15 protein-coding genes are annotated in these 15110 nt (G+C 57.6%); 7 read left to right on the top strand and 8 right to left on the bottom strand.

The window, feature by feature from the left end; translation table 11 throughout:
• Positions 1–153: 153 nt before the first annotated feature.
• The 7 genes from rbr to BED41_RS07795 form a co-directional block, all read right to left on the bottom strand.
• A complete protein-coding gene (gene rbr / locus BED41_RS07825) occupies positions 154–687 on the bottom strand; it encodes a rubrerythrin (RefSeq protein WP_066744639.1) in 534 nt (177 codons plus the stop codon).
• A 167-nt stretch (positions 688–854) separates the two neighbouring features.
• Positions 855–1274 (bottom strand): rhodanese-like domain-containing protein, encoded by a 420-nt coding sequence (locus BED41_RS07820; protein WP_084002333.1) that lies wholly within the window; start codon positions 1272–1274, stop codon positions 855–857.
• A 235-nt stretch (positions 1275–1509) separates the two neighbouring features.
• Positions 1510–2382, bottom strand: a complete 873-nt coding sequence (locus BED41_RS07815) for an SPL family radical SAM protein (RefSeq protein WP_066744635.1) — start codon at positions 2380–2382, stop codon at positions 1510–1512.
• 380 nt (positions 2383–2762) lie between these two features.
• On the bottom strand, positions 2763–3926 hold the full coding sequence (locus tag BED41_RS07810) for an ADP-ribosylglycohydrolase family protein (RefSeq protein WP_066744633.1): 1164 nt from the start codon (positions 3924–3926) through the stop codon (positions 2763–2765).
• A 512-nt stretch (positions 3927–4438) separates the two neighbouring features.
• Positions 4439–5083 (bottom strand): histidine phosphatase family protein, encoded by a 645-nt coding sequence (locus BED41_RS07805; protein ID WP_066744631.1) that lies wholly within the window; start codon positions 5081–5083, stop codon positions 4439–4441.
• Between the two features lie 3 nt (positions 5084–5086).
• Positions 5087–6733, bottom strand: coding sequence for a phosphoglycerate dehydrogenase (serA, locus tag BED41_RS07800; RefSeq protein WP_066744628.1), 1647 nt, complete (start codon positions 6731–6733; stop codon positions 5087–5089).
• Between the two features lie 18 nt (positions 6734–6751).
• Positions 6752–7888: a pyridoxal-phosphate-dependent aminotransferase family protein gene (locus BED41_RS07795; RefSeq protein WP_066744626.1), complete on the bottom strand. Its 1137-nt coding sequence runs from the start codon at positions 7886–7888 to the stop codon at positions 6752–6754.
• Between the two features lie 80 nt (positions 7889–7968).
• Here BED41_RS07795 and BED41_RS16440 point away from each other — a divergent pair, with 80 nt between their 5' ends.
• The 5 genes from BED41_RS16440 to BED41_RS07775 all read left to right on the top strand — a co-directional run bounded on the left by BED41_RS16440 (position 7969) and on the right by BED41_RS07775 (position 13493).
• Positions 7969–8130: a hypothetical protein gene (locus BED41_RS16440; RefSeq protein WP_157102300.1), complete on the top strand. Its 162-nt coding sequence runs from the start codon at positions 7969–7971 to the stop codon at positions 8128–8130.
• 377 nt (positions 8131–8507) lie between these two features.
• Positions 8508–9518 (top strand): endolytic transglycosylase MltG, encoded by a 1011-nt coding sequence (gene mltG / locus BED41_RS07790; protein ID WP_066744625.1) that lies wholly within the window; start codon positions 8508–8510, stop codon positions 9516–9518.
• Positions 9515–9766, top strand: a complete 252-nt coding sequence (locus BED41_RS07785) for a DUF4911 domain-containing protein (RefSeq protein ID WP_066744623.1) — start codon at positions 9515–9517, stop codon at positions 9764–9766. The genes mltG and BED41_RS07785 overlap by 4 nt, the downstream gene beginning before the upstream one ends.
• Entirely contained in the window at positions 9763–11127 is a 1365-nt protein-coding gene (locus BED41_RS07780) for a TldD/PmbA family protein (RefSeq protein ID WP_066744621.1), read from the top strand. The genes BED41_RS07785 and BED41_RS07780 overlap by 4 nt, the downstream gene beginning before the upstream one ends.
• A complete protein-coding gene (locus BED41_RS07775; RefSeq protein ID WP_066744619.1) occupies positions 11124–13493 on the top strand; it encodes an FtsK/SpoIIIE family DNA translocase in 2370 nt (789 codons plus the stop codon). The genes BED41_RS07780 and BED41_RS07775 overlap by 4 nt, the downstream gene beginning before the upstream one ends.
• Before the next feature lie 28 nt (positions 13494–13521).
• Here the strand turns inward: BED41_RS07775 and rpmB are convergent, their stop codons facing one another.
• Positions 13522–13716: a 50S ribosomal protein L28 gene (rpmB, locus tag BED41_RS16135; protein WP_084002331.1), complete on the bottom strand. Its 195-nt coding sequence runs from the start codon at positions 13714–13716 to the stop codon at positions 13522–13524.
• A 104-nt stretch (positions 13717–13820) separates the two neighbouring features.
• Between rpmB and xseB the strand changes: the two genes are divergently transcribed.
• Both xseB and BED41_RS07760 read left to right on the top strand, forming a co-directional pair.
• Positions 13821–14051, top strand: coding sequence for an exodeoxyribonuclease VII small subunit (gene xseB / locus BED41_RS07765; protein WP_066744615.1), 231 nt, complete (start codon positions 13821–13823; stop codon positions 14049–14051).
• Complete coding sequence (locus BED41_RS07760) at positions 14044–14949, top strand: polyprenyl synthetase family protein (protein ID WP_066744614.1); 906 nt, start codon at positions 14044–14046, stop codon at positions 14947–14949. Before xseB ends, BED41_RS07760 begins: the two co-directional genes overlap by 8 nt.
• Positions 14950–15110: the final 161 nt, after the last annotated feature.

The raw sequence follows: 15110 nt of genomic DNA, 5'->3' as shown, positions 1-15110 counted from the left end.
GCGGAAAAATAACGTTACGGATAAAATCGGGCATCTCAGCATAAAAATAAGAAAGAGCGCCCGTGAGATGAAGCAGCAGCCGATAACGAGACAGCGCGCGAAGATAAAACTCCGCGCGCCATTTGGGACAATTTCAGTTTGTCAGAAATTTATCTACCAGTTTCTCGCCTCGATCTCGAAATATGCCTGCGGATGCTGGCACACAGGGCACTTCTCGGGGGCCTTGTCGAGTTCAAAGACCGCGCCGCAGTTGCGGCACTTCCAGAAGAGCTTGCCGCCTTTAGCGAATACGGTTCCGTCCTCAACATTTTTCGCGAGTTCACGGTAACGCTTCTCGTGTACGGCCTCGACCTTGGCAATGTTCTCGAACATCGTGGCAAGCTCCTCGAAGCCCTCCTCGTGCGCCTCTTTCGCCATGCGCGGATACATCTCGGTCCACTCGCCGTTTTCACCTGCCGCGGCGGCAAGGAGGTTGGCAAGCGTGTCGCCGATACCGGAAAGGGCCTTGAAATGGAGCTTCGCGTGCTCCTTCTCGTTGTCAGCCGTCTCCTGGAAAATCGCCGCTATCTGCTCATATCCTGCCTTTTTCGCGGCGGAGGCAAAATAGGTGTACTTGTTGCGCGCCATTGATTCTCCGGCAAAGGCCTCCCAAAGGTTTTTCTCTGTCTTGCTTCCCTTAAGTTCCAAAACGATTCCTCCCAAATATAAAATTACACAGATATTATTTTATAACCACTCCGAAAATAATCAACAATAAGAAATAAACAAAACTGAATCGCTGCGCATATTTCGCTGCCCAGTGGCAAAAAAGCGGACCTCCCGCACGGGAGGTCCGCCGCTGCAGATGGAAAATATTACTTCGCCGGTCCGATGACCACTATCTCGCCAACCCATTCCGTGAAGGTGGGCATGTAGTAAACGTTCTTGTAGCCAAAATCGCAGAGCTTCTGTCCGGCCTCTTTGCTCATCTTGTCGTTCGCGCCGTAGACCACGATGACCTTATTCACGTCGGGGATCATTGTATGCGTCATGGCATCCATCATCAATTCAAAGGGAAGCGACTCCGCCGTGGGAATGTGACCGGCCTTAAAGTCGGGAAGGCTGCGGACGTCGATGATCGCTATCGGACGCTGCGTCTCAAGAAGCACCGCGACCTCCTGCGGAGAGATCTTCTTCAGCGGGTACGCCGCCGCCTCCGCCTTAGCCGCCTGGGTGGCTCCCATCATAACGACAGCCGCTAAAATAACCGTTAATAGTGATGCAAACTTTTTCATTTGTGTAAATCCTCCGTTTATTTTATGTTTATTGCATTGCTTATATTTATACAGCAGGAGGATTGATAGATACAGGTAGTTTTATCTAAATGGTAACTCCGTAAAAACTTTGTTTTCCATGCTGTTTGCATATAATACGGCGGCAACACCCATTATTTATACGGAAAAATACAAAAAACTCCGTATATTCACCCTTTAAGGCAAAGTGTTATCGATAGGGGCGTTTCCGGGGATATTAATCGAAGAGAGTTAACTGCCTGCCGAAAGTCTTTTCCTCAAAGGTACTTAAATATTCAAATATGCGGCTGTTGTCATGCATGATGCCTTGTGCGGCGCATCTATCATGAAACAGCCGCATAAGCCTGCCGTTGTTGGGGCTGGTGACCACATAGCGGTCGCCGTATTTATCGGCATACCGCTCCTTCATACCGGGGAAATGCCGCTCCAACTGGCTGTAAAAGTACTCCCTGCTGCCCTCGCGCAAAGTCAGCCCCATACCGAAACAAATGACGCCGCGAACCCGCGCCTCCGCGCAGTAATCCAGTATGGCGGAGATATTCTCCTCCGTGTCGTTGATAAACGGCAGGATGGGGGAGAGCCAAACGACTGTTGGTATCCCGGCTTCGCGCAGCTGTTTGAGCGCCTCGAAGCGTTCATTAGTTGTGCTCACGTTCGGCTCAATTTTCCGGCAAAGCTCCTCGTCGCCGGTGGTAAGCGTCATCTGCACCACGCACTTGCTCCGCTCGTTTATCTTCTTCAGCAGATCCAGGTCACGCAGCAGACGGGCAGACTTGGTGATGACGGTAAAACCAAAGCCGTACCGGCAGATCAGGGAGAGCGCGCGCCTGACGTTTCCTGTCTCCATCTCCAGCGGGATATAGGGATCCGTCATGGAGCCGGTCCCGATCATACATTTTTGCCTCCTGCGCCGGAGCGCCGCCTCAAGCAGCTCTATGGCGTTCTCCTTGATCTCGATATCCTCAAAATCATGCTCCATGCGGTAACAGCGGCTGCGCGAATCGCAGTATATACAGCCGTGAGAGCAGCCGCGGTATAGATTCATCCCGTTTTTCGCCGACAATATTCCCTTCACCCACACGCTGTGCATCCGACGCACCGCCCCTCTTCAGCATAGAATTACTTGTATGTTTTATTAATACAAAGCAAACATATCGTATAATATTAACTAAGATTTTAATACCCGGATATCCGTCTGTCAAATGAGGGGAGGGAGGCTTTTTCCTATAAAACAAAGAACCGTAAGAAAGAGATGGGCAAACGCGTCAGCAGAGGTCAAAAGTAAGATAAACAGCGATTTATCAAAGATTTCGGCTCCCTCAGAGAGGGCGCCAAAAACCTGTACTAAACCGCTATTTATCATACTCACGCAAAGAACGTAAACAGGCTCTGAGAATTTCACATAATAATAAAACCGGCGCTTAATTCGCGCCAATTTTTATAAACGCCGGTTCTTCTTCTGTTTTTTTATTATATCCAGTGCTTACCAGAGGAAAACAGCGGGTGCGGCTCGATACGGAAGCGTCCGCGCGGCGCGGAGGTGTAGTAACCCGGTCCGCCGCCCTCCGCGTAGTTCTCAAAATAGAGGTCGAAGCCATTCCTGTTGAGCGCGATGAAGGCATCCTCAAATGATTTAAAGCAGAGCTGATCGAATATCACGGGCGTGTCGGTCGAGAAATAGACGCTCGCCTCGCGTGGGATCTCGGACTCCGTCACAAAGGCCCAGACCTCGTCCTGCATTCCAAGCTCCTTCACCCACCAGCGGCAGCTTCCGGGGCTCAGATTCAGCAGTTCATAAGGCATGCCGTTCTCCGAGGGACGGCCCTCCGCGCTCTCCTGCCCGCAGCAGAAGAAATTATAGCGGGAATCAAGATACCTCTTATTAAACGCGTCGATGACCCGCAGCGCCTCCTGCGGCAAAAGGATGTTGAGCATCGTCACCCAGCGCTTTGAGACGGGGCCGTAAAAGGCCTCGGCGATCGCTCCCGCGATACAGGCCTGCGTATCGGAGTCGCCCCCGAGCGAGACGGCGTTGCAGAGCGCATCCTCGAAGTCCTCCGACTCCAGAAAGGCGATGATCGCCTCCGGCACGCTGCCCTGACAGGACGAATCAAATGTATATTCGGGACGGATCGTCTCAAGCGGGCGGTTCAGGTCATAACCGAACTCCCCGGCGATATAATCCCTTATCTCATCTTTGCTCTTCCCGCCGCGCGCGAGAAAGACGGCGGCGGCGACGGCGCTCGCTCCCTTGATACCCTCCGGGTGGTTGTGGCTCGGAGCCGCGCTCCTCTTAGCCTCCTCCAGCACCTCGTCAAGGCTGTCGAAGGCCCAGCCGATGGGGGAGACCCGCATCGCGGAGCCGTTGCCGTAGCTCTCTCCCGTTTCGTCGCTGTCGGAGAGGCACCAGCGATAAAACTTCTGCCCATATCCGGCGTTCGGATAAGAACGCCCCCAATACTTAAAGACCGGCATATAGCCGTAGCCGTGGAGAAGCGCGTCCGCCGTCGCGACGGTGAGCACGGAATCGTCCGTGAAACGGCTTCTCTCCGAGATAAAATCAAATTCTTTGGACTTGTGCGGGGCCCGCTCAAAGACGGAGCCCACAATATCGCCAATCAGCGCGCCTAACATCTATATCATCACTCACTTACATAAAAATTCCACAATGACATATATTATACTACGTAAGCGTGGATTAGATTCCACCCACGGCAAATCATACATGACAAACCCACTAAAAATCAACGATAGACAAAGACGAAAGACAGCTATTTATCTTTCAGCCTATCGGAGCCAGGCTGCCGTTTGCCCTTAATTTGTCGCGCCGGCCTCCGAGCCGGCGTCCAGTGGCTTGTCTTGTTCTACTCCCTATAAAACAAAATCCCAAGCCCCTGGATGCCGGGTCAAACCCGGCATGACAAACAAAAAGACAAATCATAATTTATTATCGTTTACCCACCCGAAGGAAATCGGCGTTTAGACGTGCTGGATGCTAAATAACTTGCCCCCTGAGTACCGGAGCCGTATTTTCATACGGCGAGGACACTCGGGGGGCAAGTTATGACGCATAAGTGAGATAGCAAATCTTTGATTTGCGTTATCGAACCTAGTTTGTCCACCAGACAGTGCGTATAAACGCCGATTTACAGACCTTTCTGCTCTGGGCGCTCAAAGCTATCCCCCAGATGCGCGGCGTCTCCCATCAGAAGCATCCGCGGCGCGGAGCCCTCCTTCACCTCGATGACGGTTATACTGCAGTTAGGGACCTGAAAGCGGAAAAAACTCGCGAGCGGCGCGCCGAGCCAATAGCACAGCAGCACCTTGATCACCGCATCGTGCGATGCCAGCAGCACGTCGCCCTCGTACCTTTTCGCCGCCGCCTCCACCGCGGGGACGGCGCGGCGCAGGATATCCTCAAGATTCTCTCCGCCGGGGCCGGGCATCGTCACCGTCTCCGGTGACACATGCCAGCGGTGAAGCTCATCGGGCCACTCCGCCGCGATCTCGTCGGCGAGACGCCCCTCCCAGTCGCCGTGGTTGATCTCCGTCAGCGCCTCCACCGTTAAAAACTCGCCGTACTCACAGCGCGACGCGGCGCGTTCCGCCGTCACCTTCGCGCGCGAGAGAGGGCTTGTAAGCACCGCCTCGAACCTATGTCCGGCCAGACGTTCGCCGAGCAGATCGGCCTGCGCCAGTCCCTTTTCGTTTAGCTCCGTATCCTGCTGGCCCTGAAAACGTCCCGCGACGTTCCAGGCCGTCTCTCCGTGCCTTATCACAAAAAATCTCATAAACTATCCCGCCTTCGTAAAATCAACCGTCGTCACCCAGACCATATCGCCGCTCTTCACGAGCTCACCGCGCAGACGGTCGTCAGTCTCTCCGTCTATCTCCAGAGCGCCGAGCGCGAGGCCGCTGCCCTCCTTGCGGCCAAGGGCGAAGTTCGCGATATTGACCCCCGCCTCGCCGAGGACGCTGCCGATCTTGCCGATGACGCCGGGACGGTCGTGGTTCTGGAAGATGAGCAGCTTGCCGCTCGGCACGAAATCCACCCAATAGTCATTAACGCGCACGATGCGCTGGCGTCCCTCTTCCGTGATCGTCGCCAGCAGGGAAACCGCTCCCTTCTCCGTCTCCAGCTCCACCTCGATGGTATTCTTGTAGGTCTTTGACTCGCCGCAGCTCTCGTCTATCGAAATGCGGCGGTCCTTCGCGAGCAGCGGGGCGATCATGTAAGTGACGGAAGAGCCAATGCTCACCTCGAGCATCCCCTTGAGGACGGCGATCGTGTAGGGGCGCAGCTGGTTTGCGACGCGCTTCTCCTCATCCTCAAAGAGCGCGCCGCGCAGCGTGACATGGCAGTTGTGGGCGGCGGCGCCGCGCACCTGCGCGAGCTTGGCCGCGAGCACGCCGAGCTTGCGGGAAAGGCTCAGATACATCCGCTGGTCGCCGTTCAGCGTCTGCTCTATAAAGGGAAGATTCACCGCGTGGGCATAGGGCTCGCCGCGAAGCACCATCAGCATATTCTGCGCCGCGATGCGCGAGACCTCGGACTGCGCCTCCAGAGTATTCGCGCCGATATGCGGCGTGATGACAATCCGCTCGGCGATATCCTCCGCGAGGAAGGGGTGGTCCTTCGCCAGCGGCTCGGCGCTGAACACGTCGGTCGCGAAACCGGAGAGCCTCCCCTCGCGCACCGCCTCGGCCACCGCAGCCTCGTCGACGATGCCGCCGCGCGCGCAGTTGACAAGATAGGCGCCGTGCTTGAAGGCGCGCAGCATATCGGCGTCAATCATATTGGAGGTCTCCTCCGTCAGCGGCGTATGGATAGTCACGACGTCCGCGAGAGAGACGGCCCCCTCAAGGTCGCTCACAAGCTCCACATGGAGAGACTCGGCCTTCTTCTGCGGTATATAGGGGTCATAGGCGATGATCTCCATATCAAAGGCCCGCGCGCGCTTCGCCACCTCACTGCCGATGCGCCCGAGGCCGATTATCAAAAGCTTCCTGCCGCTGAGCTGGCAGCCCGTAAAACGGTTGCGGTCCCATTTGCCGCGGTGCAGCGAGCTGCAGGCCTGCGGCACGTGGCGCACGACGGCGAGCATATTGGCCATCGTCAGCTCCGTCGCCGCGAGAGTATTGCCGCTCGGCGCGTTGATGACGATGATGCCGTGGCGGCTCGCGGCGGGCAGGTCGATATTGTCCACGCCGACTCCCGCGCGGCCGATAACCTTGAGATTCCTTCCGGCCTCAATCTTCTTCTCGTCCATCGTCGTGCCGCTGCGCGTCAAAATCCCGTCATAACCGGGCAGCTTCGCGATCAGCTCGTCCTCCGTCAGCCCCATTTCCACGTCCAGCTCCACATCGGGCGCGTTCCTGAAAATATCAAGCCCTGACTCGCCGACCTTCTCCGTAACCAATATCTTCCATTTATTACCCATCACGCTGTCTCCCATCCTCTATCTATTTTCAAAAATATTTCGGGCAGTTTTTAAATATCCATCGTCAGAATTATTGTCGATAGCCTCCGCGAAAGCGCGAAGAATATCCTCCATATCCGGCATCTCCCAGTCGCTGTAGTGCGCGGCGCGGATCAGCTTTCCCTTCAGCGTCCCCTGCCCTCCCGCCGTCTCATAACCTGCGGCGGAGAGGCGTTTTCTCACCACCTCGCTCGCGTCCCCCGGTGCGGAAAAGGCGGTGACGCCGGCGGAGCGCAGACGCCTGTCCCTGACCAGCAGCTCATAGCCTAGCTCCTCAAGGGCCGCCGCGAAGGCCTCGGCATACCGGCGGCGCTTCGCGAACCACGCGGGGGCGCCCTCGGCAAGGATGATATCAAGCGCCGCGTCGAGCGCGTAATAGAGCGATACCGGCGGCGTGTAAGGGTTGGCGTAAGAGTCCGGCTTCATATTCTTCAGATGAAGCTTCAAATCAAAATAATAACTGGGACATTCGCGCCCCTTAAGCTCGTCAAGCGCCCGCTTCGACAGCCATACCAGGCCGAGTCCCGGAGGGGTTATCAGCCCCTTCTGCGAGGCGGTGCAGAGTACGTCCACGCCCCAGCTCTCGGGCAGACATTCTATCGCCCCGACGGAGCTCACGCCGTCGGCCAATACCAGCGGACGGCCCTCGGCGGGCAGCGCCGCTATGATCTCCCTCACCGGCACTGTGACGCCGGTCGAGGTCTCGTTGTGGGTGACCAGCAGCGCACGCGCACCGGGATTCTCACGCAGAGCGGCAGCCGCCGCTTCCGGAGTCGGCGCACTGCCGGGCTCCGCGTCCACATATATCCCGCGGGCCCCCGTGCGCGCGGCGATCTCCCGGAAACGGTCGCCGAAGACGCCGCAGGAGAGCGAGATAAAGACGTCGCCGGGGCGCAGGAAATTCACGGCGGCGCATTCGAGCGCGCCCGTCCCCGAAGAGGGGAGTATCACCACCGGCTGGCCGCTCTCGAACAGGCGGCCCAGCTTGCGCGATATACCCTTAAAAAGCTCCGAAAACTCGCCGCACCGGTGGCTGATCAGCGGCCGCGAAGCGGCCTCCAGGACCCTCCGAGGAGCCTCCACCGGCCCGGGGGTGAGCAGATATTTTTTCTTCAACGATAAGACCTCCAGTTCATAAAATAAAAAAAGACCGAAAGGACACCCTTCGATCTCAAAACGCTACCTGGACTATTTGCTTGGATATACTTTACAGCATCAAGGTTATTCGCTTTGAGAACGGCACGGCGGCGACGACCAACCGCACGACGAAAGGCCGGAGGAGAGAGACGAACACGATATCGATGCTGAAAAAGTTTTATATCTCATTTGCCTTCTCCTTTGACTCAAAGTTTAATTAGCTTACATTTATACGCCTAACTTTTCTTAATGTCAATACTTAACGGCCCTATCTGCCAAGGAATTTTTACCGGCGGCAAAAAACGGCATTCCACGCCGAAGACGGCGGCGTGACGCCGACAAGACAAAAGCAAAATCCAGCGGCTCTAGGTCCTGTCTTTGCAGTACATAACCGCAACCCCAACGTCGCTGGGCTCCGGTTCGGAGAACGGAGCGACAGTCGCACACCAACGCCGCCAGTCTCCAACTCAAACCCACGGCACAACGCGGCCGCTCCTCGCTCATCTTCATAACCGGCAAAATTTTATGCTTTGCTTACAGTCAGCCATTTTTAATATATAATAACAAAGATGCGCAAATACCAGAGGGAGAGGCGTTTATGAGGAAAAAGGGCGAGGAGCTTCTATTATTTTTGTTTACAGCTTCTGTATACTGTTTTATCTGTTTTTATCTTCCATACAAATACCCGGAGCTGCCTAAGAGTCTGTCCGTTTCGGTCGAGGCGGTCATTCCCGGCGGCGTTTCGGCGCGCGGAGCGGCTGAGATCATCGCGAAGGCCGGCGCGGTGAACGACGCCGGGGAGCTGGCGCGCGCGATGGCGGAGATTGGTATTGACCGCCGCTTGAAGCCCGGGCTTTACAGCCTTTATAAGTCCACTCCCGCCGGCGTCGCGCGGCAGCTGGCGCGGGCGAAACCCACCGCGAACCGCGTGACTCTGATACCCGGCTTCCGCTACAAGCGGGTCGCCGCCCTTTTCGGCAGCAGCGCGGAGGGGGAGTCATATCTCAACGCGGCGATAGAGGATGCGGAAAATTTCCCTCCCGCGGTCAGGGAGTGGCTGCCGCGAAAAAAGGAGGAACGCCTGATCTTCCTGCTTCCTGAGACATATTTCCTCGCTCCGGGACCACAGGCGGCGGCTGAATTTGTCAGAAGAGCCTCCGCGCTCTGGTACGAACGGGTCGGCGCGTCAATAGCGCCTGGCACGACGCCTGGCGAGGTGATGAAGAGCGGTATTCTCGCCTCGCTCGTCGAGGGAGAGGCGAAGGCTGCGGATGAGCGGCCGGTCCTCGCCGGAATCTTCCTCAAACGCCTTGAAAAGAATATGCGGCTCCAGTCATGCGCCACCGTCATCTACGCCTGGGACGAGCGCAATATAAAAAAGAGCCGCCTCTCTTACCGGGACCTTGAGATAGATTCGCCATACAACACCTATATCTCCGGCGGGCTGCCGCCGGGGCCGATCTGCGTTCCCTCGGAGGATTCGTGGAAGAGCGCGCTGTCGCCTAAGGAGAGCGATTACCTCTTCTTTTTCGCTGGCGGGGACGGACGGCATATTTTCAGCAAGAGCTACGAGGAACACCTCGCGAAGCAGAGGAAGCTGGGGCTGTGAAACCGGAGATAGCCGCGGTGCGCTTCATAGTACCGCAAAAGGATATATACTATATCAGTTGGATAATAGACGCCGCGGAGGGCATCGGCTTTCTCCAGACGGACGACGCGAAGGCCGGCAAGGTCACCGTCTTCAGTCCGAAGGAGCAGCTGCCATATCTCATGGAGATGATGGAATCCCTGCGCGGCGAGGGCATAGAGGTAAAGATCGACGATGATACGAACAACACGGGAGAGGCTACTGCATGACGGACAAATTGAATTTCTTGCACGAAAATATAGCGGAGACGCTTAAGAGGGGAGCCCAGTACGCCGATATCTTCATTCAGAGCGGCGAGGGGCACTCCGTACATTTTGAGGACGGGAAGATAGACGGTATCTCGTCGTCGACCTCCGACGGCGCGGGAAGCCGCGTGATCGTCGGGGGCAGGACCTTCTACGCGCACGCCCCGGGGAACGACGAGGCCTCTGTGGCCGCCTCTTTCGCCGAGTGCGCCGCCTCCGCCGGTATGGAGGGGCTGAGGGAGAGCGCTTCACAGCTTCTGCTTATGGAGCGGGGAGAGCCTATCGCCCCCCCGGCGGTGGATTTTTTCCGCGAGATAGACGAAACGATCAAAAAGGAATCCAAGCATATAAGGCAGAGCTCTTACCGTTATTCCGTCTCGCACCGTCATGTGCTGATAATCAGGCCGGACGGGACGGCGGCCTTTGACCGCCGCTATTATTCGTCCTTCGCGGCGCAGGTGATCGCCGAACGGGACGGGGTATTGCAGACCGGCTCCGAACGCCGCTGCATGTCGCTGGGCGAGGCGGACTTCTGGTGCGGCGCGACGCCGCTCGAGGTGGCGCGTACGGCTCTGCGCCGCGCGCTGCTGATGCTTGAGGCGCGCCCCTGTCCCGCCGGTACGATGAACGTCCTCATGGACGGCGAGGCCGGCGGCACGATCATACACGAGGCCTGCGGCCACGGCCTTGAGGCCGATATCGTAGAGAAGGATTATTCCGTCTACCGCGGACGTATCGGCGAGAAGGTGGCGCACGAGAGCGTCACGATGATCGACGACGCGGCGATGCCGGGACTCTACGGCGCGTACCGCTTCGACGACGAGGGGACTCCCGCGCAGCGTACCGTTCTCATCGAAAACGGCGTTCTGAAGGGATATCTCACCGACGTGCTCTCATCCCAGCTCTACGGCCTGCCCCTGACGGGCAACGGCCGCCGCGAATCGTACCGCAACATCCCCGTGCCGCGCATGAGCAATACCTATCTGTTACCGGGCGGCGACAACCTCGAGACGATGCTCGCACGGACAGAAAACGGCCTCTACGTTAAAAAGATGGGCGGCGGCGAGGTGGACCCGACGTCGGGGGATTTTGTATTTTATGTCACCGAGGGATATCTCGTCGAAAAGGGAAAGGTGTCGGCGCCGGTACGCGGCGCAATCCTGACGGGAAACGGCCCGGAGGCGCTGTCAAAGATATCGGCGCTCGGCAAAAATCTCATCATGGACCCCGGAATCTGCGGAAAATCCGGACAGGGCGTGCCTGTAACGGACGGCCAGCCCTCTATGCTCATTGAAGGGCTCACGGTGGGAGGCAGCGAAGCATGAGGGAAAAGGCGCCAACAAGAAGAAGGGCCGTCAAGGAACCCTCTAAAAGCCTAAAAGAGAGGCTGGCGGAGTCTTTCGCGAATATAAAATCGGCGGTAAAGATCGCTAACCTGATCGTCATGCTCTTTACCCTCTATATAATCGCCTCGCTCTACACGACGTGGACGGGCGACGGCGGCGCGCGCATCGCGGCCTCGCTGCTGAGGGCGGTGGGCGGCTCCGTCATCATTCCCCTTTTGTTCGTCCTTTACCTCACCGTCTCCTATTTCATCGCGGGCGGTATAAGGAACTTCGTCCGGCAGTTCTTCGGAACGTTCTTCGTCTTCCTGCTCGCCTCGCTGCTGCTTGGCCTCAACCAGCTCACGGGAGGGGAGAATCTTCTGCGTTTCCCCTATATCTCGGCGGGCGCCTTCGGTCGTCTCCTGAGCCTGGTTATATATAAGACGACCGGCGTGCTGGGGACCTTCATTATCGGCCTTTTGCTGATTTATTTTGCCCTGCTTTTCTATAATATTCATATTTTCCAGTATATCAAACTGCCCAAAATAGCGTTGCCCTCTTTCCGGCGCGCAAAAAAAGCCGGCAAAAAGGAGACGCTGAAGGAGGAGCTTGAGGAATACGGCTACGAGAGTCCGCGCAAAAAGAGCGGCGCTCCGAACATTATGGAATGTGAAGACGGCGACTATTTTGCCTATGATGATGAAGAGGAACAGCCCGCTGAGGGTGAAGATGACGAATATGAATACGATGAGGAGCGCGGCGAGTTTGCCGGTGACGCTCCCGACTCCGCGGATAACGACGAAGATATAGATTACAACGACCCGGAGAGTATCAAAAGGGCGGCGCTGAAATCTGATTCCACCGCTCCCGCTGTGATCCAGGACCCCAACTTTAATCTGGAGGATTCCTCCGGCCACCGCATCAAGCAGGGGATATTTCCGCCCCCGATAGAATTATTCGGCCCCGTGGAATCACGCGACGGGGAGATGGACGAGGAGCGCGCCGAGCCGCTCGGCGAAAAGATCGTCGACACGCTGGAGCAGTTCAGCATTGAATCGCACCTCGCGGAGATCCTCGTCGGGCCTACGGTTATCCAGTTCCGCATCCAGCTCGCGCCCGGCATCAAGGTGAGCAAGGTCGCCGCGCTCTCCAACGACATCGCGCTCGCGATGGCCGTCCCAAGCCTCCGTATCGAGGCCCCGATCCCCGGCAAACCCTATGTCGGCATCGAGATACCGAACCCCAAACGCCGCGGCATCCCGCTGCGCACGGTGATCGAGGACGACGCCTTTAAAAAGTCGAAGCTCTCGCTGCCGCTGCCCTTCGGCGTCGCGGTCAACGGCGACCCGATGGTCGTCGGCCTTGAGGAGCTGCCGCACCTGCTGGTGGCGGGAACGACGGGCTCCGGCAAGAGCGTCTTCGTAAACTCCTGCATCGTCGGGCTCTGTTCAAAGCGTTCCCCGGAGGAGCTGCGCATGATACTGGTAGACCCGAAGCGCGTCGAGATGGCGGTCTACGACCAGCTGCCGCATCTGCTGACGCCGCCGGTTACGGACCCCAAAAAGGCGGTGCAGGCGCTGGCCTGGCTGATACGCGAGATGGAGAACCGCTACACGACCTTCGCGAAGATCCGCGTGCGCAACTTGGAGGGCTACAACGAAAAGGTGCTGCCGAAGGACAGGCTGCCGCATATCGTCATCGTCGTCGACGAACTGGCCGACCTGATGATGACGGCGGCGAAAGAGGTGGAGGAATATATCTGCCGCCTCGCGCAGATGGCGCGCGCCACCGGCATCCACCTGATGCTCGCCACACAGCGCCCCTCGGTAAATATCATCACCGGGCTCATCAAGGCCAACATCCCGGCGCGCGTCGCCTTCACGCTGCCAAGCAACGCCGACTCCCGCACGATCATCGACTGCGCGGGGGCGGAGAAGCTGCTGGGCAAGGGAGACATGCTCTTCTCCTCGACGAAGCATCCGAAGCCGATACGTATACAGTCGCCGTGGATAGACGAGAGCATTCTCGCGGCGTGGCTCAAATATATGACTAACACCTTCGGCGAACCGGACTTCATTGAAATAGAGGCCCAGGGCAGCGGCCCCGCGGGCGGAAACGGCGGCGGCACCTTTGACGACGACCTGCTGGAAGAGGCCGTAGAGACAGTGATGTCGACCGGCATCGCCTCGGCCAGCGGCCTGCAGCGCCGTCTGCGCGTCGGCTTTTCACGCGCCTCGAGGCTTATAGACATGATGGAGCAGCTTGGCATCGTCGGACCGGCGGACGGAGCCAGGCCGCGCGAAATCCTCGTCGATGAGGACGGGGCGGAGGAGCTTCTGGAGAATGCTAAAAATGGCGTGGAATAGGGATAAAGGGAATAAAAAAAGAGCCGTATTAAACGGCCCTTTGTACTTTTCCGGAACGGAGGCACTTCGTGCAGATATGAAGTTTACGAGTCTCTCCGCCGCCTACGTCGACCTTTACGCTCTGAATATTGACGAGCCAGCGACGTCTGGTATGGCGGTTCGAGTGGCTGACGGCATTTCCCGTTGCCGGCCCGCGGCCGCAGCAATCACAGAATTTTGACATTTGTTTCCCCCCTTGTTTACCTTGAAACAACCAACCTAGACATTGTATCATAGCAACACTGAAAGTTGCAACTGGTAAGGATTAAAAATGAGAGGAGTTTTAATATGAATTTCGTCGAAAAGATGACAGAGCTTGAAAAGATACTGAAGGATCTCGAGGGAGATTCTCTTTCACTAGATCTCGCGCTGACGGAATATGAGCGGGGAATCGCCCTCGTGCGCGAGTGCCGCGCCTATCTCGCAGACGCGCAGCAGAAAATATCCATGCTCTCGCAGGACGGCGAGGAACGTCCGCTGGCCGTCCCCAAGGCGGAAGAGGCGAAGAGCGATGAATGAGGCGCAGCTGCGGGCCGTAAAGGCGGAATTCGCGGCGGGCGGCACGCTTATAGAGAGCTACATCAGGGAGACCGCGGGGCTGCGGGCGGAAAAGGTGCCGCCGAAGCTCTTTGAGTCGATGGAATACTCGCTTGAGGCGGGCGGCAAACGGCTACGGCCGATACTCTGCCTTGCGGCGGCTCAAAGATGCGGCGTAGAGGCTAAATACGCTCTGCCGATGGCCCTTGGCCTTGAAATGCTCCATACGGCGACGCTGATCCACGACGACCTGCCATGTATGGACGACGACGACATGCGCCGTGGGAAACCGTCGAATCACGCCCTTTTTGGAGAGACTCTCGCCGTCCTCGCGGGCGACGCGCTGCTGGCGCAGTCCCTCGAATTTCCTCTGGCACAGCTGAAAGGCATACCCGCGCAGAATCTCCTGCGCGCGATGCGCATATTCTCCCGGGCCATCGGCCCCGCAGGGGTCTGCGGCGGTCAGGTGCTCGACATGTTCACCGAGGGGACGGAAAACGATCCGCATTACGTCCGCCGTATCGCGGCGCTCAAGACCGGCGCCCTCATCGAGGCGGCGGTGCTCGCCGGCGCGGCGCTTGGCTGCGGCGACGAGGCCGTCCTCGAAAGGTACGGCGAGTATGCGCGCCATCTTGGTTCGGCATTTCAGATAGTCGATGATATACTAGATGTGACAAGCACGGCCGAAGAGCTGGGCAAGACCCCCGGCAAGGACGAAGAGCAGGGCAAGCTGACCCATGTCACGGTTTACGGCATGGAGGCCGCCAGAGAGATGGCGGAGAAAGAATCGGCGGCGGCCAAGGAGGCCCTCGCGGGATTGCTTGCGGCGGACGATTTTCTCATGCTCCTGCCCGATTACCTCGTCCATCGAAGCTATTAAAAGGCCGTCCGTCATATAGGCCCTCGGACTCAGGCGGAAGCTCTGCCCGCGGATGCCGGTCTCTTTGTCAAAGGCCGCCGCCGAATGGGCAAAACGGCCAAACTGCGCGGAACGACAGCGATCTTGGCCGCCGGTTTGCGGGGCTAAAATAAAAATTACGT

The sequence above is a fragment of the Cloacibacillus porcorum genome, from assembly GCF_001701045.1.
GTDB classification, from domain to species: Bacteria; Synergistota; Synergistia; order Synergistales; family Synergistaceae; genus Cloacibacillus; species Cloacibacillus porcorum.
This window is presented reverse-complemented; position numbering and strand designations above follow the sequence as displayed.